At 31.6% G+C, this 18,935-nt stretch carries 23 protein-coding genes; 6 read left to right on the forward strand and 17 right to left on the reverse strand.

From position 1 onward, the window contains the following. Positions 1 to 18 precede the first annotated feature (18 nt). A complete protein-coding gene (locus tag BK585_RS24095) occupies positions 19 to 165 on the reverse strand; it encodes a hypothetical protein (RefSeq protein ID WP_170885603.1) in 147 nt (48 codons plus the stop codon). Between the two features lie 272 nt (positions 166 to 437). Here BK585_RS24095 and BK585_RS14445 point away from each other — a divergent pair, with 272 nt between their 5' ends. From BK585_RS14445 to BK585_RS14455, 3 genes are read left to right on the forward strand one after another with little or no spacing between them, the layout of a single operon-like run. Then, the gene (locus tag BK585_RS14445) at positions 438 to 1,517 is read left to right on the forward strand and encodes a tyrosine-type recombinase/integrase (RefSeq protein ID WP_078554273.1); all 1,080 of its coding nucleotides are present in this window, start codon (positions 438 to 440) and stop codon (positions 1,515 to 1,517) included. Then, a complete protein-coding gene (locus BK585_RS14450) occupies positions 1,498 to 2,577 on the forward strand; it encodes a tyrosine-type recombinase/integrase (RefSeq protein WP_078554275.1) in 1,080 nt (359 codons plus the stop codon). The genes BK585_RS14445 and BK585_RS14450 overlap by 20 nt, the downstream gene beginning before the upstream one ends. A gap of 3 nt (positions 2,578 to 2,580) precedes the next feature. Continuing rightward, the gene (locus BK585_RS14455; RefSeq protein WP_078554276.1) at positions 2,581 to 3,546 is read left to right on the forward strand and encodes a tyrosine-type recombinase/integrase; all 966 of its coding nucleotides are present in this window, start codon (positions 2,581 to 2,583) and stop codon (positions 3,544 to 3,546) included. A 312-nt stretch (positions 3,547 to 3,858) separates the two neighbouring features. Here the strand turns inward: BK585_RS14455 and BK585_RS14460 are convergent, their stop codons facing one another. The 15 genes from BK585_RS14460 to spoIID all read right to left on the reverse strand — a co-directional run bounded on the left by BK585_RS14460 (position 3,859) and on the right by spoIID (position 15,247). Further along, positions 3,859 to 4,305: a hypothetical protein gene (locus BK585_RS14460; RefSeq protein WP_170885604.1), complete on the reverse strand. Its 447-nt coding sequence runs from the start codon at positions 4,303 to 4,305 to the stop codon at positions 3,859 to 3,861. Positions 4,306 to 4,454: 149 nt separating this feature from the next. Beyond that, the gene (locus BK585_RS14465; protein WP_078554280.1) at positions 4,455 to 4,652 is read right to left on the reverse strand and encodes a hypothetical protein; all 198 of its coding nucleotides are present in this window, start codon (positions 4,650 to 4,652) and stop codon (positions 4,455 to 4,457) included. Beyond that, complete coding sequence (locus BK585_RS14470) at positions 4,649 to 4,921, reverse strand: hypothetical protein (protein WP_078554282.1); 273 nt, start codon at positions 4,919 to 4,921, stop codon at positions 4,649 to 4,651. Before BK585_RS14470 ends, BK585_RS14465 begins: the two co-directional genes overlap by 4 nt. 511 nt (positions 4,922 to 5,432) lie before the next feature. After that, the gene (locus tag BK585_RS14475) at positions 5,433 to 6,329 is read right to left on the reverse strand and encodes an AlbA family DNA-binding domain-containing protein (RefSeq protein ID WP_245805840.1); all 897 of its coding nucleotides are present in this window, start codon (positions 6,327 to 6,329) and stop codon (positions 5,433 to 5,435) included. After that, the gene (locus BK585_RS14480) at positions 6,311 to 7,891 is read right to left on the reverse strand and encodes an LA2681 family HEPN domain-containing protein (protein ID WP_078554283.1); all 1,581 of its coding nucleotides are present in this window, start codon (positions 7,889 to 7,891) and stop codon (positions 6,311 to 6,313) included. The genes BK585_RS14475 and BK585_RS14480 overlap by 19 nt, the downstream gene beginning before the upstream one ends. A gap of 336 nt (positions 7,892 to 8,227) precedes the next feature. Further along, positions 8,228 to 8,698, reverse strand: a complete 471-nt coding sequence (locus BK585_RS14485) for a hypothetical protein (RefSeq protein WP_078554285.1) — start codon at positions 8,696 to 8,698, stop codon at positions 8,228 to 8,230. A 493-nt stretch (positions 8,699 to 9,191) separates the two neighbouring features. Beyond that, complete coding sequence (locus BK585_RS14495; RefSeq protein ID WP_078554289.1) at positions 9,192 to 9,494, reverse strand: OLD family protein; 303 nt, start codon at positions 9,492 to 9,494, stop codon at positions 9,192 to 9,194. Beyond that, complete coding sequence (locus tag BK585_RS14500) at positions 9,473 to 10,000, reverse strand: ATP-dependent nuclease (protein WP_078554290.1); 528 nt, start codon at positions 9,998 to 10,000, stop codon at positions 9,473 to 9,475. The genes BK585_RS14495 and BK585_RS14500 overlap by 22 nt, the downstream gene beginning before the upstream one ends. Next, a complete protein-coding gene (locus tag BK585_RS14505; RefSeq protein WP_139367570.1) occupies positions 10,001 to 10,441 on the reverse strand; it encodes a hypothetical protein in 441 nt (146 codons plus the stop codon). Between the two features lie 244 nt (positions 10,442 to 10,685). Beyond that, the gene (locus BK585_RS24450; protein WP_245805841.1) at positions 10,686 to 11,342 is read right to left on the reverse strand and encodes a hypothetical protein; all 657 of its coding nucleotides are present in this window, start codon (positions 11,340 to 11,342) and stop codon (positions 10,686 to 10,688) included. Between the two features lie 32 nt (positions 11,343 to 11,374). Next, a complete protein-coding gene (locus tag BK585_RS14515; protein ID WP_078554294.1) occupies positions 11,375 to 11,917 on the reverse strand; it encodes a hypothetical protein in 543 nt (180 codons plus the stop codon). 86 nt (positions 11,918 to 12,003) lie between these two features. Further along, the gene (locus tag BK585_RS14520) at positions 12,004 to 12,582 is read right to left on the reverse strand and encodes a coiled-coil domain-containing protein (protein WP_078554296.1); all 579 of its coding nucleotides are present in this window, start codon (positions 12,580 to 12,582) and stop codon (positions 12,004 to 12,006) included. A 297-nt stretch (positions 12,583 to 12,879) separates the two neighbouring features. Next, positions 12,880 to 13,392: an SH3 domain-containing protein gene (locus BK585_RS14525; RefSeq protein WP_078554298.1), complete on the reverse strand. Its 513-nt coding sequence runs from the start codon at positions 13,390 to 13,392 to the stop codon at positions 12,880 to 12,882. 135 nt (positions 13,393 to 13,527) lie between these two features. Continuing rightward, complete coding sequence (locus BK585_RS14530; RefSeq protein WP_078554301.1) at positions 13,528 to 13,821, reverse strand: hypothetical protein; 294 nt, start codon at positions 13,819 to 13,821, stop codon at positions 13,528 to 13,530. Between the two features lie 463 nt (positions 13,822 to 14,284). Continuing rightward, on the reverse strand, positions 14,285 to 15,247 hold the full coding sequence (spoIID, locus tag BK585_RS14535; RefSeq protein ID WP_078554303.1) for a stage II sporulation protein D: 963 nt from the start codon (positions 15,245 to 15,247) through the stop codon (positions 14,285 to 14,287). 566 nt (positions 15,248 to 15,813) lie between these two features. Between spoIID and BK585_RS14540 the strand changes: the two genes are divergently transcribed. The 3 genes from BK585_RS14540 (at position 15,814) to BK585_RS14550 (ending at position 18,180) form a co-directional block, all read left to right on the forward strand. Continuing rightward, positions 15,814 to 16,305: a hypothetical protein gene (locus BK585_RS14540; protein WP_078554305.1), complete on the forward strand. Its 492-nt coding sequence runs from the start codon at positions 15,814 to 15,816 to the stop codon at positions 16,303 to 16,305. Positions 16,306 to 16,673: 368 nt separating this feature from the next. Then, positions 16,674 to 17,192 carry an RNA polymerase sigma factor gene (locus BK585_RS14545; protein ID WP_078554307.1) on the forward strand — a complete coding sequence of 173 codons (519 nt, stop codon included), beginning with the start codon at positions 16,674 to 16,676 and terminating at the stop codon, positions 17,190 to 17,192. After that, positions 17,179 to 18,180 (forward strand): anti sigma factor C-terminal domain-containing protein, encoded by a 1,002-nt coding sequence (locus BK585_RS14550; RefSeq protein WP_078554309.1) that lies wholly within the window; start codon positions 17,179 to 17,181, stop codon positions 18,178 to 18,180. Before BK585_RS14545 ends, BK585_RS14550 begins: the two co-directional genes overlap by 14 nt. A 290-nt stretch (positions 18,181 to 18,470) precedes the next feature. On the opposite strand, the gene BK585_RS14555 is transcribed toward BK585_RS14550, so the two are convergent. Further along, complete coding sequence (locus tag BK585_RS14555) at positions 18,471 to 18,863, reverse strand: DUF3888 domain-containing protein (protein WP_078554311.1); 393 nt, start codon at positions 18,861 to 18,863, stop codon at positions 18,471 to 18,473. Positions 18,864 to 18,935: the final 72 nt, after the last annotated feature.

Raw genomic sequence — 18,935 nt, forward strand, 5'->3', positions numbered from 1 at the left:
CCCATCACTGTACCACTTTTAAAAGTTGTACCTATTATCGAGTAAAAGGGATGTTTTATGATTGCAATTGTGCTGGATTGAATACACCAAAGAATATCCATGCCGATTTTTTTCTGAATTTCCAAACGATTGTAATAGATTATTTCTTTGATTTTGATTTAACATTTCCAACACCTCCTTTATTTTTTTCAACCATAAAACACTTTACTACGATAAAGGAAAATTCGTATTAAGTAAATAATACGAATAAAGAGTAAAAAAGTGGAAAAAATATTATTAGCCTTCTTTAAAAGCGCAATAAATAACTAAAGGTATTATAAATAATGTTATCCATAGCTACCTTCAAAGAGAAGCAGTCTTATAAAGTAATAAATTCTCTAGCAATACCATTATAAAAGAAACGTTTTGAAAATTTTGTCAAAATAAGGAGAGGAATTATGAATATATCAGCTAAATACCATTCTGAACCTGTTGTGGATGAAGAAATAAAATTAAAGAGTATCATCGATAAAGGCAAATCTTCCGTCTTACGGAAAGTAAGACACGAAGCACCTAAGACCTGGATAGATTCTCTAGATTTAACATTGAGCTTATTCTTAAAATATCTAGAAGATGAAAGAAGATATACCTTTAGTAGCAGGGAAAGTCAGATTCGAAAACTTAAATGTTTTACAAAGTACTTAACTGATAACACACAGAACGAGAATGGTGGTTTGGAGAAGAATTTTTCTGATTTTACTATGAAAGAAATTATTACTTATGAAGATTACCTTATTTACAGACATAATAATGGGGAAATTCAGCTAAGTACTCTATATAAATACTTATATGTCATTCAATTATATGTTGATTTTCTAAGAAAGAATAATAAAATTCTCTTTGATTATACTGTTCCCTCATCTTTGAAACATCAAGGGAAGAGAACCAATGCTTACGCTTCAACTCAAGACATAATAAAATTAATTGGAACAGCAGAACAATATAGTAATTTTAAGATTCGTGATCTTTGCATTTTACTTTTAATTATGGAATTAGGTTGTAGGCCAATTGAGGTAACTAGGCTTGTTATAAATGATCTTAGACCTAGTGAATCCCTCATCACCCTATTTTGTGAGAAATCGGGTCAACGAACATTGAAAATAAGTAAAGATTTATCAAAAGTTTTCAAAAAGTATTTATATATAAGAAATGAATACAGCCCAAATCATGATTTTGTGTTTATTAATACCTTTGGAGAACCTTTGTCTAGTTCTGGCGTTTCCAGCATGATAACGAGATTTAATAAAAAAGCCTTTGGTAAAGCAAAGATTAATGCTAAAGCTTTAAGACATACTTATGCAACTAATGCTCTTGATAATTTAAATGATTTTGATGAAGTATCAAAATCAATGGGACATCTAAATTGGACATCAACAGAGTATTATGTTCATAAAAGTGTGAAAAGGTTGCTGCAGAATTCTTTGCCATTTAATCCATTACATCAATTGGTAATAGGAGATGAAATTAATGCACATTGAGAGACATCCAGAAATTGAGCCAGAAGTTATTTGCGAGCAATATGGGATAGAGTTAAAAGACTTTTTAAACTTATTACAAGGCAATAGAAGAATTGAATCATCCAAAAATGCTGTAGAAATAATAAATGAATTTAGAATAATGCTTGAAATGGATTTGAAAAATGGAAGGAAAACGGAAGACACTCTATATTATTACAAATATTTTTTAGAGAGATTTAAAAATTTCCTAAATAAAGTAAATCCTAACTTTAGTCTACTTGATTTAAATCAAAACACCATGGATGACTTTTACAAGGAGACGATTCTTAGAAAAGGAAATATTTCTCCAGGTACTAAAAATACCTATCAGGGAATTGTCAAAGCGTTGATTGATTTTGCATATACCCAAAAGTATATATCTGAAGATATAAGAAGCCGATTTGAAATGTATAAGTACGAAAAGTTGCCACGCTATGTTCCGACAAAAGTAATTCGAAAATTATTAAATAAATCGTTAGAAACTTCCTCTCCTTACTTTAATTACACTGTAATCTACTTCCTAACAGGGACAGGCTGTAGATTAAGTGAATTAGTTAACGTTAGAATTGGGGATTTTAGGGTTGATGAAGATGTAATTTTCATTCGTCGAGGTAAGGGAAATAAGGAAAGATACATCCCAATGTATCCTGAAGTAAAAAAGGTGGTGATGGATTTCTTATCTAGAACTGGAGTAAATGAAATCAATTATTCCGATGAGCGCCACCTTTTCTCAAAAAGAATTTACGATAACAGGAGACCTGTTCTTGCCAGGTCAATCCAGATAATGTTAGAAAACTTGCAAGAAGCGATAGGGATTAAGAATCAATACTCTCCACATGCTTTTAGGCATTCCTTTGGTGTTCAGTCAGTAAAACAAGGGATGAGAATAGAAATCCTCCAACAAGTATTAGGACATGAGCATATTGAAACTACAACAATTTACACCAAGTTACATCCACATGATTTAAAAGATGAAGTTTTCGGAAAGTATCCGTTTCCTTTTGAAAAGTTGTTAAAGCATATGATAGGATTTGAGGAATAAGATATGTGTAATCTTAAATTAAAGGTCGAAGAATATAACAGAATTAGTCCATTAGCAGACTCTACAAAAAAAAAGTACGTAAAAGGATTAATGTTATTCTGTGAATTCTTATCACAAAAATTAAATTGTAATGTTGAAGAAATTGATTTAAGGAAAATTCATGTTATAAAATTAAAGAGTGGAGATATCTATACACCAATAAAATCCACCTTATTAGATGAATTTCTTTATGAAAACGCAAACGTAGGAGAAAGCTATCATAAACTAGCTTCACTGTCCTGTGGGATGAAGAGCTTTTTTAAATATTTATATAGAAACGAGAATTTTCCTGACGTTACAAGTAATATGAAATTTGAAATAAAAAAATATAAGGATAAAAGGAAGCCTATTCGTATTTTAAGTAAACATGAAATTTTGAAACTTTTTAACAGTATTGTAACGCATAGTGAAAACCTAATATGTGAAGTACTATTATTCAGTTTACTTTTCTCTACCGGTATGAGAATTTCTGAGCTATTAAATTTAAAAATTAATCAAATTGATTTTGAAAGAGAGATGCTATACCTAGAAAAAACAAAAACTCGGAAAGCAAGGGTGGTTTCTCTCCGAGATGGTTTTGGTGATGTATTAAGCTCTTATTGTTCCACTAATAGCTTCTCTGAGTCTGACTATCTTTTGGGACCTAAAATTTCAAAAGGGCAAGTAAGAAGTAATTTGAGGAAATACCTTAATAAGGCAGGATTACCATATGTCAGAATCCATAGTATACGCCACTCGTTCGCAACTCATATGTTGGATGCGGGTAGCCATATTTTTATAGTTCAACAATTATTGGGACACGATTGTCTTTCTTCTACAAGAAGCTACGTAGCCCCAAACTATACAAGAAATAAGAGTATTGTTATTAAAGAACAACAAGACGTTTACAAAAAATTAGAAGATAAGATAAATGCAGTTTTGCAGGGGTAATTATCCAAAGTAAAAAATATTAAATACTATTTTGCTTCGGCTCCTAGTAATATATACTGATTTTGCCCCTAGCATCTCTATAATGTCATACAAAATTTTCTTGGAGAAGAACAGATTGAAACTACTCGTATCTATGCTTAGTTGAGTGAAAGTAATACAAAAATTACTTTGAAAAATACTTTTGAATAATAATATCAAGGATATTAAATTAATCCATACTAGTTCAAGAATTGATTGCTGCCAATATCCTTTCATACTTAAAGAGATAAATTAACATTACCCAGGTCTGTTCCGTTTTATAAACTTAGTCTTTCATTTCGGTTTAACAAACTGTTTATACTCTACTTGTTTATTTGAATAGTGGTCTGTGTTAGCATTTTCTCGCCAAAAATCAAACAAATTTTTGTTTCCTTCCTGTATTTCAATTTTGAAGATATAGTTGGTATTCTCTTCATCGTAAGGAGCAATGAGCCCATTCATATGATTACAGTCTCCGACAATAATGTAATCAGCTTTTTTACTAAAATCTATAATGACATCATTCTGAAATTGTAATAGTTTTTCTGGTAGCATGCCTACTCGATGAATAAACGGTGCAACTACCTGATAAAACACGCCACCATTGGAATCTAACCGTCTAAACAGATGAGATGGAGCAATTGATTGGGCATCGAGCCAAAACCCTAAAGTGGAATCAAAATCTTTTACGAATCTCCTATAAATATTTACTCTTCTGATTTCTCCGGAATTTGTTATCAAATGGATAAATCCTGTATCTGACATAGCCACTTGCCTTAAATCAGCGTTGTGTTTTATTTTATCAAGTGGTGTGAAATAAACATAACCAATATTTTTTAGCTCTTTTGTTCCACCGATGTTCCATTTGGAGTTTTTTAGGTAGCCTGTTTCTATAATCTTAGAATAGGCAACCTTGCTTGTATGATGATAGACTTTAATGAATGGCCTTCACCTGTATAATGTTCACTAATATCAGAGGAAGCATAAATCTCGCACACATATAATTCAGAATAGTCATTTTGGCTTCTGACAAAACCGCTTTTATTGAAACGAACAGTTAAAGTTGCTTGAGCCGATATATCTATCATACGGTTGCGTAACCCTCATCATCATCGTAAAAAAGAATATTAGCTCGGAAAGCTAAAGGTTGAATCCATTTAAACCGTTTCTCTTCATCTACTTGAAAAAATAAAAAATCCGGTACAATTACGGAACCCATTAGACCGTGCATTAGCTTGCACTTTATAAACCCGTTGAACACCTGTTCCTTTTGAAATACATTGTCTCCTAAAAATTCAATGTACTCATTGTCGTGGGTACTTTCATAACGATTAAATCGTTTATTTAATTTTTTCATACCATATTATCCCTTCCTTACCCAAATATAACATATTACGGTTTAAGATAGTATCGGTTGCAGTAATGTTATTGGTAGTCAATAGTCATTGGTTAGATTTGTAATATTCTAATCCTTGGCCATAAACGCCCCCATACATATCTTCACAAACCCTTTAAAATAAGTTTATTTCTCTACTTGCTCTTCCAACAGAAAGTCTAATTCTAAAATTTAGTGAATTGCATTCAACAATCTCAACGTGTCTGCTCGCTTCCGATTGCTTGTCTCTTTTTAGTATTTAATAATTAACATTTACACTGAAAACAAATAATGCAAATGAGCTATTGGCAACAATTCCTTCTATAATCTACTAAGAATAATTCATCTTTAGAGCTTTTTAAATCCTGTAGTACCATATTAAGAGCTAATCCTACTCTTAATCTATGTATATTTACCTTAACTTCCCTTTTATAATCGGTATCCATAGTAAAGTGGATTTGTTCTGCATCAGTAATATAGCTTTCTTAGGTTATTAAGTTACATTCAACATAAGACTCAAATGATACCTTTTCTTCCTGATTCTCAAGATATAGAACAACTTCATCAAGGTTTTTTTGGCATAAACTTCTTCCATATCCTCATCATCAAAGAAGAACTCTTGCAGTTCATAAGCTATGCTATCTTTCAAATAATACTTGTAAGAATATTTAGAGTTTGTCTGGGAGTATACATAAAACTCCCCTGTTCTTCTATCGTATGCATCATCTTCATATTCTTCTACAAGCTTAAACTCTGGTTTATAAATATTAAAGTGTGTTCCGTTGTTCTTAACCCATTCAGATTTGTTCTTTAATCTATTTACTATCTGTCTCAATGGTGGTTGTGTTAGGCCAAGTCTTTTCTTCCATAGCATTTCAATCTGCTGCATATTAGCATTTTGATTGATAGGGGTATTCTTATCTCCAATTCTTGTATATATGTACCCTTCTTTAATATTGCTATACCTTTTGCTTTTTTTCTTTAAGTAAAAAGGGACACTATAAGAATTAAATACCGTAAGAATATCAATTTCCATATCCTCAATTTTACATGTCTCAACTTTTATTGCCGGAGTCTTATCACCTGCAAAAACTGTGTTGGAAAGTAAATCTAGTATTCCTGCTTGCTTAACTCGATTTTCATCATTTAGTCCAATAATCTCACCATCATCCGAAACTCCTATAATTATATTACAATCCCTGTCGTGCACCGTATTTGCAAAACAAAGAATGTCATGTAGTAGCCTTTCACTGTCCTTATGCCACTCTTGTTTAAAATCCCAATAATCACCTTCTGTCTTTTTGCTTATTAACTTATAAATTTCCTCCTCAATGTTGCTTGCATCATTTACCCCCTTTACTATACAGTCTATTAAAAAAGTCGTTTCCAATCATCATCGTAACGATCCATAAACATCGACATTAGTATTTCGTCAGAAGCATTATCTTTTCTCTTTCGTCGTTCCTCCAAATGAACCGCCATAGACAACAAAATAATTCCTTCTCGTACATAAGCAAGTAAACTCATAGTTGCATCTTTCAATTCATCAACGGTTATTGAATAAGCCAATGGGTCATCTCTATTCTCGCAAGATTCTTTTGTTATGGGATACAAAACACTGTCGTGAATTTTTAAATAACGATGCTCCAGATGGTGCCGAATTTTCGATATTTGTTCAATTGCTGGTTCTATATAGTGGTGTTCTATCTTTTGCTTCCCTATGTCTTTACATAGCCAGTAAAGACCGATTAACGGAAGATTAAACGTTTCCTCACCTGTCATCCTCGACTTTAAATTAACTTTTAAGTTATAAGAATTTTTTCCTTTTCTAATTTTATCCTGCCATATTGAACGGTAGGAAACATCCCTTTCCTTAATCCCAATTTCAAAATACTCATTCACAAAAAATGCAAGCCGATCAATTAAGGAATATAAACTTCTGTAAGAATATTTCATTTTTTCTATTGATATACCATAAGCTGGATAATCTAATGTATTAACAAGGTGGACATCTTTATCTGAAAAATGGGCTCCTTTAGAAGACAAGGAATCATATAACATATATCTAGCAGATACAAACTCCTGTTTTATCTGGTTAAACAAACCGTGAAACCTTGGTCCTTCATCAATTTTAGTAACAATATTAGGTAAATGAAGAATATCAGTTGCCGAAACGGAATAAGGGAAAGCATCATTTAAAGTATTTAGAAAAAAGGTATTTTCAAGACACCACTTACGATATCCTACTTCTTCCTCTGAGTCTCCCAATGAATAATCTTCAAATTCATACGGTTCCTCTAAAAAAACGATTGGATATAACTGTTCTAATTTAGCAATTAGGCCCTCATAGTGTTTATAAGCATACTCTTCTACTTTTTCAAATTTCAACACTTCTTTTAATAATTGATAAGATTCATTAGCAAGAACAGATTGATGCCCTTTGTCATAATCAAATGTAGCATAGTCCATTAAGAACCCAGCAAAATTCCCAATGGCAATCGGAAAGTCCATTCCTACACCAATCTTCAAGTAAGAAAGAGCCTTCATAAGTCTACCGCATTTTTGTAACAAGTTAGCATAGTTAGTGTATGCCATTAATAGATATGTAGTAAAATACTGACTTTCTTCTGACCCATTTTTCAAATCTGCTTCCTCTTGATAGGCAGTTAATTTTTCAATAGATAATCGAAACATTAATAAACACATCTCAAAATCTTGTTCGTTATTCATATCTTGAGAATAACGCAAAGCACCCTTGAATTTTAGATGTATATAGTTGCTGTATGATGTCGCACCATGATATGCAAGAATCCCTTTCTCAAGAAGGTTGTACTCTCCAGATTCAACCCATTTCAAACAATCCTCAACTATTCTTTGTAAGGTGTCTGTATCTTTTTCATCAAAAGCCTTATCAGCATATTCTCCAACAGTATGCACAATTTCATTAACCATTGATTTTCTCCTCTTCATCTAATCTTTAACAATAAACAACTCTCAAGTTCTTAGTTAACTACTTTGTTCAATAGTAAAAACCAAATATGAAAGACGACCACCTAATATTGTGACCGCCTCTACGATGTTTATTAAATTCCGTTCTTGTTGTACTTCGTTGAAAGTTTTTGAGCAGTTCTTCGCATAAGTACGGCGTTAGTGAAATAATATTGAATCTGTTTATTCAATTTCTTCTAATGGTGAAACTAATATACTTGATCCACCCTCGCCATAATCCCACATAAGCACCCGTTATTACAAAAAGTTTTCTTCACAAACATAAATCTCAAGTTACCTTTATTCTACTTCTTTCATCTGTCTTCGTAGCCAAATAATCAATATACCAATTAATACGACAAACACACTTATACCGAGATAAATAAGAAATAATGTGGTTTCTTTCATTGGTTCTTGATTAAGTATAGACTCAAGTTCTTGCGTCGCGAAACCTGAGTTTCCACAACCCAAAGGAACAAGATTACCACTTCTTGTTTGTGCAAAAATGATATATTCTTCACCAATAACGGCTTCTATAAAATTAGCGTCCCTTATTCTAGCAACACCTTCTATTTCCCCTACCCATACTTTATCTATCTCAAATTTAAGCCTGTGGTTTATATTTGAGATTAATGTCCCTTTAAAAACTACATCTGCTTGTTTCATTTCTTCTCTTGGTAATTCAGTATAAGCGCAGGAATAAGCATAAACACTAGTAGAGTGTAAAGATAAAATAATCAGTAAAATAGAGCATAAAATGATTTTTTTCATATATGGTTTCCTTTCTCAAAATGTTTTCATGAATTCCTGTCTTTATACCGCACTGCTCCCCGTTAGCACCACAACAGCAGCCCAGCTTGTTTCACTAAGGTAATATTTATTGATTTGTCGAGGAGTACGGGATTCGATCCCGTAACTGCGACATACTTATTCTTGTATAAGATCATTAAATACAAAGCTTATTTAAAGTGTCAAACCTCTGTATTAACTTTTAACTATTGCTAGATTATAGTCTTGAATATTAAATGCTTCAAACAATTTTTTGAAATTGGATACTGTCTCTTATCTAGTTGGATTTCCCTGTTTATTACTTTATGGTGAAATTCCTTTGCGGCTAATTTCTTGGACGCACTAGAACCATCGTATGGAGTACTCAATTTTTTAGAATCATCTCTAGAAATTAATGATTCAATTGTCTTTGAGTTGCTTACCATTTTCTCCTTAACTACTTCTTCTTTTAAACTTACAAATAGAATTTTATCTTTTAGATTCTCATCCAGTTATTGACTAAAACATCGTATTCATTGTAGCCAGCGCTATCATAGTCTAATAAAATCTTAAATCCACATCCCCAACCAATTAGAATTGAAACAACTCTATTGATATTACTAACACCTGCTGAAGGTATAATATTTGGTGCATTATCAATTTCCAAATAATTTAACATGGCATTCAAATACATATAATCGGTAATGCCCTCTGTGATTAAATTGTTTTTACTAGATGGTCCTATATTAAACTTTAAATCTGCTCCGATAGCTTGTACTAAAGGAGATAAAGTTTCCATTTTTGAGTCATTCGATAAATTTTGGTCGTAAGCACTCTTAAATATTTTTGTATTACCTTCCCAACTTTTTCAATGGCCCTAACGTTGGTTATGTCTTTACTGTCTATCATATATGGAGAATGTGTAGTATATATTACTTGGTTTTCTCTATTTGCTAGTCTTGAAAATAATTCTAGGAGTTGTTTTTGAGCATTAACATGTAAATAAACACCTGGTTCATCTAGCAAATAAACTAAAGAGGAATTTTTATACTCACGTGAAAGTACATCAACAAATATACTTATGCACCAACGTAAACCATTACTTCTTTCACTTAAATTCATTGCCTTATCATCAGTTAATATATATATTTTAAAAACACGATTTTCAAATTCTACTTGAAATACAACTTTCTCTTGATTATAAAATTCATTAAATCCTGCCTCGATGTTATTCTCAATTTTCCTTGCAATTCTATTTCGAACAGTTTTCCTATTACCATCGATAGGGTCTTCGAATGCTTGCAATTATTCTTGTTCCGTAATCCCTGCTGCTACAAGGAATCTATAAAAGATATGGTTTGGTTCTTTAAGAATACTTTTTATATCATCATATTTATAACTGGATCCTAATTGTGGGTATTGTTCGCGGTAATATATACTGGGTAGAAGAGAATAATATCTTGTAAGACAATTATCAATTATCTCTAATTTCTCAAACAAATCTTCCTTACTTGTAAAATTATTGGTTATCCAACTTCTTAAAGTACCTAATATAGTACTATGGTTTTTATAAACATTTGATGTTATGACTTTCAATCCATTCAAGTATTCTTGGACTAATTTAATGCGGTTAGAATCATTTCCCCAGATATCTCTTATATTCATTTCTAGAACATCTCTAATAGTTCCCGTTAATAATTCATCATCTTTCAATAAATCAGACAATCCACCTTCAATCTTAATCATTGTGTTATCTAAGAAACTAATTGATGTCTTTGATTGACTGACTTTAAGTTCATTTAATTCACTTTGATAGTATTCCAAATGAACAATGATAGATACATCACCAGAAGTCCCTCTATTTAAACAAAGGCTTCAGAGTTGCAAGTACAGTCCCATCCCACATCTGCTCCATATCAAAAATATAATACTCCACTCGGAAATCCCATATATTAATTATCAAATTAGATTCAATAAATACACTAAAAGATTACCCGTATATATCAAGGCCAACCACACTCATGTTGTTATCATCGACAACTAAAACAATTTGTTTTGCAAATGTACTAAAAGTACGAATCGTCACTGACTCTTTCAAATCATCTTCTAACTTCCATCCTGTTGGTTGAAGTGCTATTGAGCCTCTGTCAGTAAAAAAAGTATTTTTAAGAAAATCACGTATCTCCTCTGTACCATCAATTTGAAGAGGAGTAATCATTTCTTGATTAACCATATAATATTTCAAATCTCTTGGTTCTGTTGGTAAACTAAGATTTTTTGTCCGATATAAATCTGAAATTACCGGATATATGCCATTTGAAAGTGAGTACTGTACTATTCTTTTTGACTCCTCTTTAAGACCCAACACATTTATTTCTTTGAGCTCACCATCAATGATTATTTGTTTTATATCTCTATAGTGAGGCACTACTTCATCCATTATCTTTTTTAATACATTTTGGTTTGGGGTTGGCAACGTTAGTAGCGAATCCGTTTCTAAAATAACATCAAACGAGGCAAAAAACTGGCAAACTGGACTCATTTCCTTTAAGTCATTTGTTGTTTCTATAATCTCAATATTTAATTCACCATAATCGTTATTAAATTCAGATGATGGTTCATCGATTTCTGTAATCCACTTAAGCATAGTAACCTCCTTAGCCTCGTAGTTTCAACCACCTATTTATGAACTGTTTCATCCTCTATCTCCATTACCCTTGACTTAGGATTCAACTTTTCATTTAAACCCTCTGCTTGTCTCATAAAAGAGTTTATATTAGCAGATATAGTAATATTTACTCCTAATCCCACTTTACGTAGTGTTTCTCTTAGGTTCTCAAAATTGCTTATATCCTCATCGTTTAACTCGACAAAGTTATATACCCCATTAGTAGGAAAACGAGATAAATTGGAATACAAACTTTCAAGAATATCGTTGTCACTTTTTGAAAGTGTACCCAACTGATTTCCAGTAGTAATTCCAAGTCTAAGTCCGTTTAACACATCTCCTATCTTTGATGTAACTAAGTTTGGTTCACTCCATTCATTATCAATCTGGTAAGCAATCAAAATTTCCAACTGTACTAAATTACTTTGTACTTCAGTAACAAAGATTTGTTCCTTTACGAAATTTGTCTTTATCATTGTCATTACTACAATGGTAATGAGAAATATATTTAAACCTATTGAAATACTAAAAAGTAATTTCATTTTTTTACTCAATATCATTCTCCTTTTTAAGATATTTTCTAATTGAATTGTTCTTTTTAGTTAATGTTGGATTTCTATCTTTAGTATTCATAACAAAATCATAACAGAAAAAAACATTTAATCATTACAAAACCATATTCATGGCTGTATTCCTTACTATCAATATAATCAATCATAATATAATTTAGAATAATTTTATCTTCTTCTTTTGAATAACTTCTAAAATGCTCAATCCCCATTGGTCTCCAAGTTATCATGGTTTCATGTCCCATACTATTCGGAAAAAAAATACCATCACCATAATCATCACCAGGTGTAGATATATTCTCAGAGAAGAAAAGTTTGGCTTCCTCTATGGTTTGACATAATGAATATAACTCAATTTCATTTGTTGCTTCCTCAATAATCGCTAAATCAACAATCCCAATAGTTGACATTAAGGATGTAATTTCTTCTTCTAGACGTATTATTTTATTTGATAGTTTCTTATTTTCCCATTTTAAATCATCAATAATTTGTTCATATTCTATATTAATTACTTCTTCACTTTCTTCATTGTCAATATTTTCTTCTATACCAGCAGCAGTTTCAATAGATTGCTCACCAGATTCTTTGAAGCTACCTAGTATTGGTATAATTATAAAACCGAGAATAACCAAAACTAAGTATTTTTTCATATCTTTTCTCCAATATAATTCATAATTCCATCATTTTACCATTTGAATATCAAATTGTATATAAGCTCTCTTTACAATCGTACGTAGTAATTACGGTCACGGTATATCTTTTGAAATTCGTGAATCATCCTTTCTTCGTCTTCATTATCAATTTTATTAAGTGGGGATTTTCAGTGGCCCTGTTAAAGTTTAATGTTGATTTAAAATAAAAAAATCCATTTAACTGGATTTTTTTAATGAACTAATATTCAACCTAAGCTCCGTCTGTAAAAAAATAAGTATTATACTTATAAATAACTAATATGAATCCGTCCTTAATAAAAATGAAAATATAGGACTTGAATTAGAATAAACAACAAAGCACCTTAATGCGTTTCCAGGTAAATAATCATCACTATTAGAGCTTAACCCAACAGCGGCGTTTGTCTTCAAATCAAATGATGCTTTCCCATCATTAAATGGTATTGTAAATGTATCTACAACTCCCTCATATTTAAAATCTCCATCCTTAGAAAGAATATAGTCTTCAATCACTAATTCTTTCCCGTCCAAATTTGAAACTTCTAAAAGAATATTTTCATTTATGGCTATGTAGGGTAATTCTTCCCAACCAATATCGTTCATTATATCTTTATGAATTTGTTCGAATTCTTTTAATGTTCGATTACCATTTTCATCATACGTTATGACTTTAATTTCTTTTTCTCCTGAGGTTATGTTAATTTTTTGTTCACCTGAACTTTCGAAACTACAAGCTGTCAGAAACAGTATTACCAATAAGTAAAATGTCTTTTTTACGTTCTTTATCAATTTAATCTTCCTCTTTCATTCTTTTAATATCTTACAAAAAGTAACCATATAACATTGGCTGTGTTGGAAAACTATGTTGATATCATTAAAGCTTATACATAATATAGAAAAAATTATGTATAAGCTTTAGAGGATTTATGCACTTTTCGTAAATATTTTAGTGACTAATTTCTTTGAGAGTGTACTAAAACCAATACCAAACAAACCAATTAAGGCATATGCGATTCCATATACGAATAGGAAATGGTCATAAGTAAAGCTCTGGAAGACCAGCGTTACTAGAAATGTTAATCCCACGATTAAAGTTGGTGTGATGACAACATTTTTCTTCCAATTCGAAACAAATAAACCAGAAATAACTCCTAGTAATAAAAATAACATTGGATTAATAATTAGTAATAAATCCATTCCGTTTGCATACTCAAACATTCAAACACCACCTCAAATGTTAAATTCACTAACCCTTAATGACTTATATGACCAATGTACTTGGAATTTGCATAAAGTAAACAGCATTTCTATCAAATTATTTAGTGTGTCCTCAAAACCAAGACTTTCCAGAAATCTAAACCATGCTAAGTAGTTATCAAGATACTTTTTTGCACGCTGTTAAAGCGTTCCAACCATTTCTTCAAACGCTAGTGGTAGTTATTAACGTTTGTATATGGTAGCTACCTTTAATGGTTTACCTTCCCGTTTTTTTTTGTACTTATTTAATAGTGTTGCATTCCTTTTTCTGTCGCAAATGTTTTATAGGAACGCCAAGCATCGGTGCATAAATGTTATCACCACCAGATGCTGACCTAATTAAAATTTCGACATAAGGTTTGTTAACCCTGCCCATACAAAAGATTTTGCTAAGTGTTTATAGTTCATTTCCATTTTAAAACTCTTAATATTGTTGAATATCGATAGACTGGTAGTAATGATGAATGATGTCTTTATAGGAAAAACCTTCTTTCGCCATTCCGTTGGCTCCGTATTGACTCATCCCTACTCCGTGACCATTGCCTCTAGTTTTTATAGAAATTGTATCTTCAAGCCGAGTGATAGTAAAGTCGCTTGATTTTAATTGTAAGAGCTCTCTAATCATCCGTCCTGTAAACTCTTTATCTGCAATTCTAATACTGCTAACATTTCCCCCCTTTGTACGGCTCTTGATTCCAAAGTCACTATAATTATCGAGCGCTATACCAAGGGCTTGTTCGAATTCTTCAGTAGATATTACCGTTTCAACTTCATAATGAGGAGAATCCTTATCCCAAGGACTTGCAACGCTTCTTAGATAAGGAGATTCATTCTCATAGTAATCCTCTGAATTTTCAGTATATCCATTACTACTAGAAAAGTATAGAGAGAGTATAGGTTTTCCGTTGTATGTTATAATCTCACCTCTAGTTTGAGCTACAGCTTCTTTAATCTTTTCCATGTAAAGAATATAATCGTCTCCCCATTTTTCCTTAAGTTCAGCGTTATTTTTATATACCTGATGGTTCACAGAATCGGTTATATCGTATTCTTTAGTAGAATGAACATCATTTGAACTAAAAGAATGTAAAAAGTATGTTCTAGCAGCAAGTGCTTGTGCTTTGAGAGCCTCTAACTCAAACGTTGCTGGCATCTCACTAGCAACCACACCAATTATGTATTCCTCAAGTGGTACTTCTTCTATATCATTTGTTTCGTTCCGGTAAACAGCAACCGTTTTTTCGGAATTAGTGGCTTGATCATGTACCAATTCTTTTTTGTCATTCATACTCATGATCTTATCTGATGAAAAGCCAACGACGATTAGAGAAGGAACTACTAGAATAAAGATAATAAATATTGTCCCAAGAATATAAAAAGATTTCATATTTCTCTCACTCCTTTTCGCTATATATATTTCTTGATAAATTATATATCTATAAATAAGTTAACACTTCTATACTAACAGCTAAATTTTCAGCCCCTAAATTTCCCATTTAATTTAATACTTTGTAAAACTCTTTAAAAAAAGAATTTTACTATTACCATTGACTCGTATTTTCTGACTTAATTATTATAAGACTGTCTATTGATAGTTTGATGTTTCCTGACCCGATGATAAGTTACGGTTGCGGTTCGAATTTCTCGCACTAAGGCGATATTATCCTCGGTAGAGTGTGGCAATTATTTTTTATATTGTTTCAAAAACTAATAAATCATCTAACAGTAAACCGAATTACCAAGCCAATTAACAAATAGATTTACAACAAATTACCCCAAAAATCACAGGACAATTGGCATCACCTCACCTTTTCATTTTATTTTCTGAAATTATCACAGGATTACTGGATATTTATGTTAATATATGAATGTAAACTGTGTATTAACTTTGTAAAAAGGACCAATTAAAGTACCGAAACATATTAGAAATAGTTAAAGAGAGGGCTAAGAAATATGAAAAAAATAACCTTAATAATAATTTACGCATTAAGTTTTCTCCTAATAGGATGTAACTTCATTGAGGAAAACAGAGCAAAGAGTGCTACAAGAGATTACTATAATGCTCTTATAAAAGAAGACTACGTTGCGGCTTTTGAACAACTGTATCTGTATGACTACACAGAAGATAGTCACCCTACTGATGGTACAGCATTGAGCAAGGAAAAAGCGAAAGCATTTTATTTGCAGAAGATTGACTATTTAAAGGAACGAGATTATAAAATAAGAGACTTTGTAATTGAAAAAATTCGATATGAAGATGGCCATACTTTTTTTCTCGAAATATCACTAATCGTTGAGCAAGATGGGGAACGTTTTGAGCGGTCTGAGATAGTAGATTTCTGGGATGGAAAAGTGTGGATTATTGAAAAAGATGACCCTTTCGCAAAATATCGAGATGGAAGAATGAATTTTGAAATCTTGAAAGAAGGCGAAGAAAGTATGTAATCCTCTACAACTATCTAGAGCGGTACAGTGAAGAGTGTGTAAGACTTAACTTAAAGCTCTTGGCCAGGATAGTATTGAAGGGCTGAATCGGTTGTTTAAGTAGGCATATCAGTCGGCATATCATACCCACGACTCGAAGTAATGTCGTATCATTGCAAACTTACTGTAGCTAAGGATGCGTTACTTGAAACAGAAATACGCAAATATAAAGATAAAGGCATAGGAAACCTAGTCCCTATGCCTTTATTCAATGTGAATATTCAAAGATGTTTAAAATTCATATGGTAAAAATAATTTGTATACATCTTATCATTTGAATCGTTATAAAGACAAATACAACTAAGAACTACCTTCTAGAAGGGAGGAGGATGATGAAACATGAAGTTTTTAATTCACTATATAAATCCGAAATGAAAAGGATTTATTATTATTTACGCAAGAGAGGTTGTAATAAGGAAGATGCAGAAGATATCGTTCAGGAAACATTTATAAAATTCATTGAATACATCGAAGTCATCGATAAAAACAAGTTAAGTTCTTGGTTATTTCGAGTTGCGACAAACCGTTATTATGATTTATGTAGAATCCAAAAAAGAAAAATAGTTTTACCAATCGATGATGAAACGTTTCTCCAACAATTTTTATTGGGTGGTAAGGATGGAGAACAGGAGCTATTAAATTATGAAAAAAGAGAAATGATTAAAATAATCATTAGTGAAATGAAAGTTGTATTTCAAGATCTTCTAATATTGAAGTATGTTTTAGATTATTCATACAAAGAAATAGCATCATTACTTAATAGTAACGAGAACACAATTAAAACTTATCTGCTTCGCGCACGTAAAGAATTTAAAAGGAAATGGGAGGTTCAATATGAAAAAAAATAAAGAACAATTCGAAGAAGACCTTTTTAATCAAGATTTACCAATAGAATTATTTAAAAAAGCAAAACGTAAAGTAATCGTCAGAAATATACTTATTAGTGGAATTCTATTTTTTATTTTAACTATTTGTATCGTTATAACTAATAGTAAACTTCTTAATAATAAAGCGATGAACATACAATGGGAAGAAGAGCTTCTTTACAAAATTGCTCGCCCAAATACCTATATGACACATGCTCAATTAAATGACGGATTTCTTGTAGGTGAACTAGAATATTCAACATATAAACTATTAGGAGATTCACCTGTATTCAGTGGTGTTTTAAGTCGAAGTTATTCCATACTTCCATTAACAAATCGGATGTACGGGAGTAGCAATAGTAATGTGTTCCAAGTAAAGCAAGAAAATGAAGGTAAATTTCGTTATTATAATAAGTTTGCACAAAAGGTGATGAATTTTTATCCCCCACAAGTCGAGTATACAAGTGAACAATTAGAGCAAGATCTTCTTAAGCTAAATAACTTTCCAGATGATACCTTACTTGAAGTGAGCATATCATTTGATAGAGGATATTCATTAAATGAAATAAATGATATGATACCTACCAATATGACCCCATCTTGGTACTGGGTAAATACGATCAGTGATGGTATGTTGAATTCATTAAAGGGTGGAGAATTTGGACCAGAAGCTGCAAAACCACTTAACGCAAATCAAGTATATGGTTTTAATGGAATTGATTCTATGGGACAATTAATTGATAACCCAGAGATTAACTTTATTAATTTAATTAGTTCTGGTGCAGAAATGAAGGGGCGTTATCAGAGCGAGATGAGTAGAATCTATGACCAATTAAAAAATGGAGCAGATGAACCAACTAAAGAAAATATAGAAATAATTGGAGTGGTCCTCACTGGTACAGTAGAAGCACTATCTACCTTAGAAGAAAAACCATTTATACGCGCATCAAGTTTCGGAATTAGTAAATAAATTTTTTACTTGAACCCGTAAAAAGCAACAGCGAGTGTAGGCTCGAAACACTAAAATTTTTCTCACATCAAAATTAGTAAATTGCATTTAACGTGGGATTACATACTATTATCCAAAATATAAATGTTGATGTATTAATAAAAAATGGAGATTCCTATCTATTAGGAACCTCCATTTTTTCGTATTAGAGCTGTATGAATCCATGTTGACCTTAAACCTTGAACTCATCCAAATTCATATATTCTTATCACACTAGGAGATATAACCATATGAATCGGCTATTGTATCCTTTAATTTAGTGGGATTTTTTTTAAGTGTTTAAAACCTAATAATTCCCCTTCTGTATTAATAATGACTTCATCTACTCCATAGTTGTTATGGGCATCATAATAAGGATAGACTTTTAGAGTTAACTCGTATAGTCCACCTACACCATACACCTGTTCAATTTTAAGTATTTTTGTATCATAAGATGCCCACGTGAGTCCTTCTGGTGCATCTTTGTCATCTTTATATATTTGAACAATGGCTTTATCTACGGGTTCTCTAAGGCTACTTATCAGTGCGTATTTAAACGTATCACATAATTCTGTATCAGCTTCATTAATCGTTTGGGCATATGCTGTGGTATTAGCAATCACCATAGTCATAACAAATAAAAGTAGAGCTAATTGCTTTTTCAAAATCATCACCTCATTTTAGTATTCTAAAATGTATAGTGACTTATTCTATAAACTATCTCTTTATATAAACAA

The sequence above is a fragment of the Bacillus alkalicellulosilyticus genome (assembly GCF_002019795.1).
In the GTDB taxonomy this organism is placed as follows: domain Bacteria; phylum Bacillota; class Bacilli; order Bacillales; family Bacillaceae_F; genus Bacillus_AO; species Bacillus_AO alkalicellulosilyticum.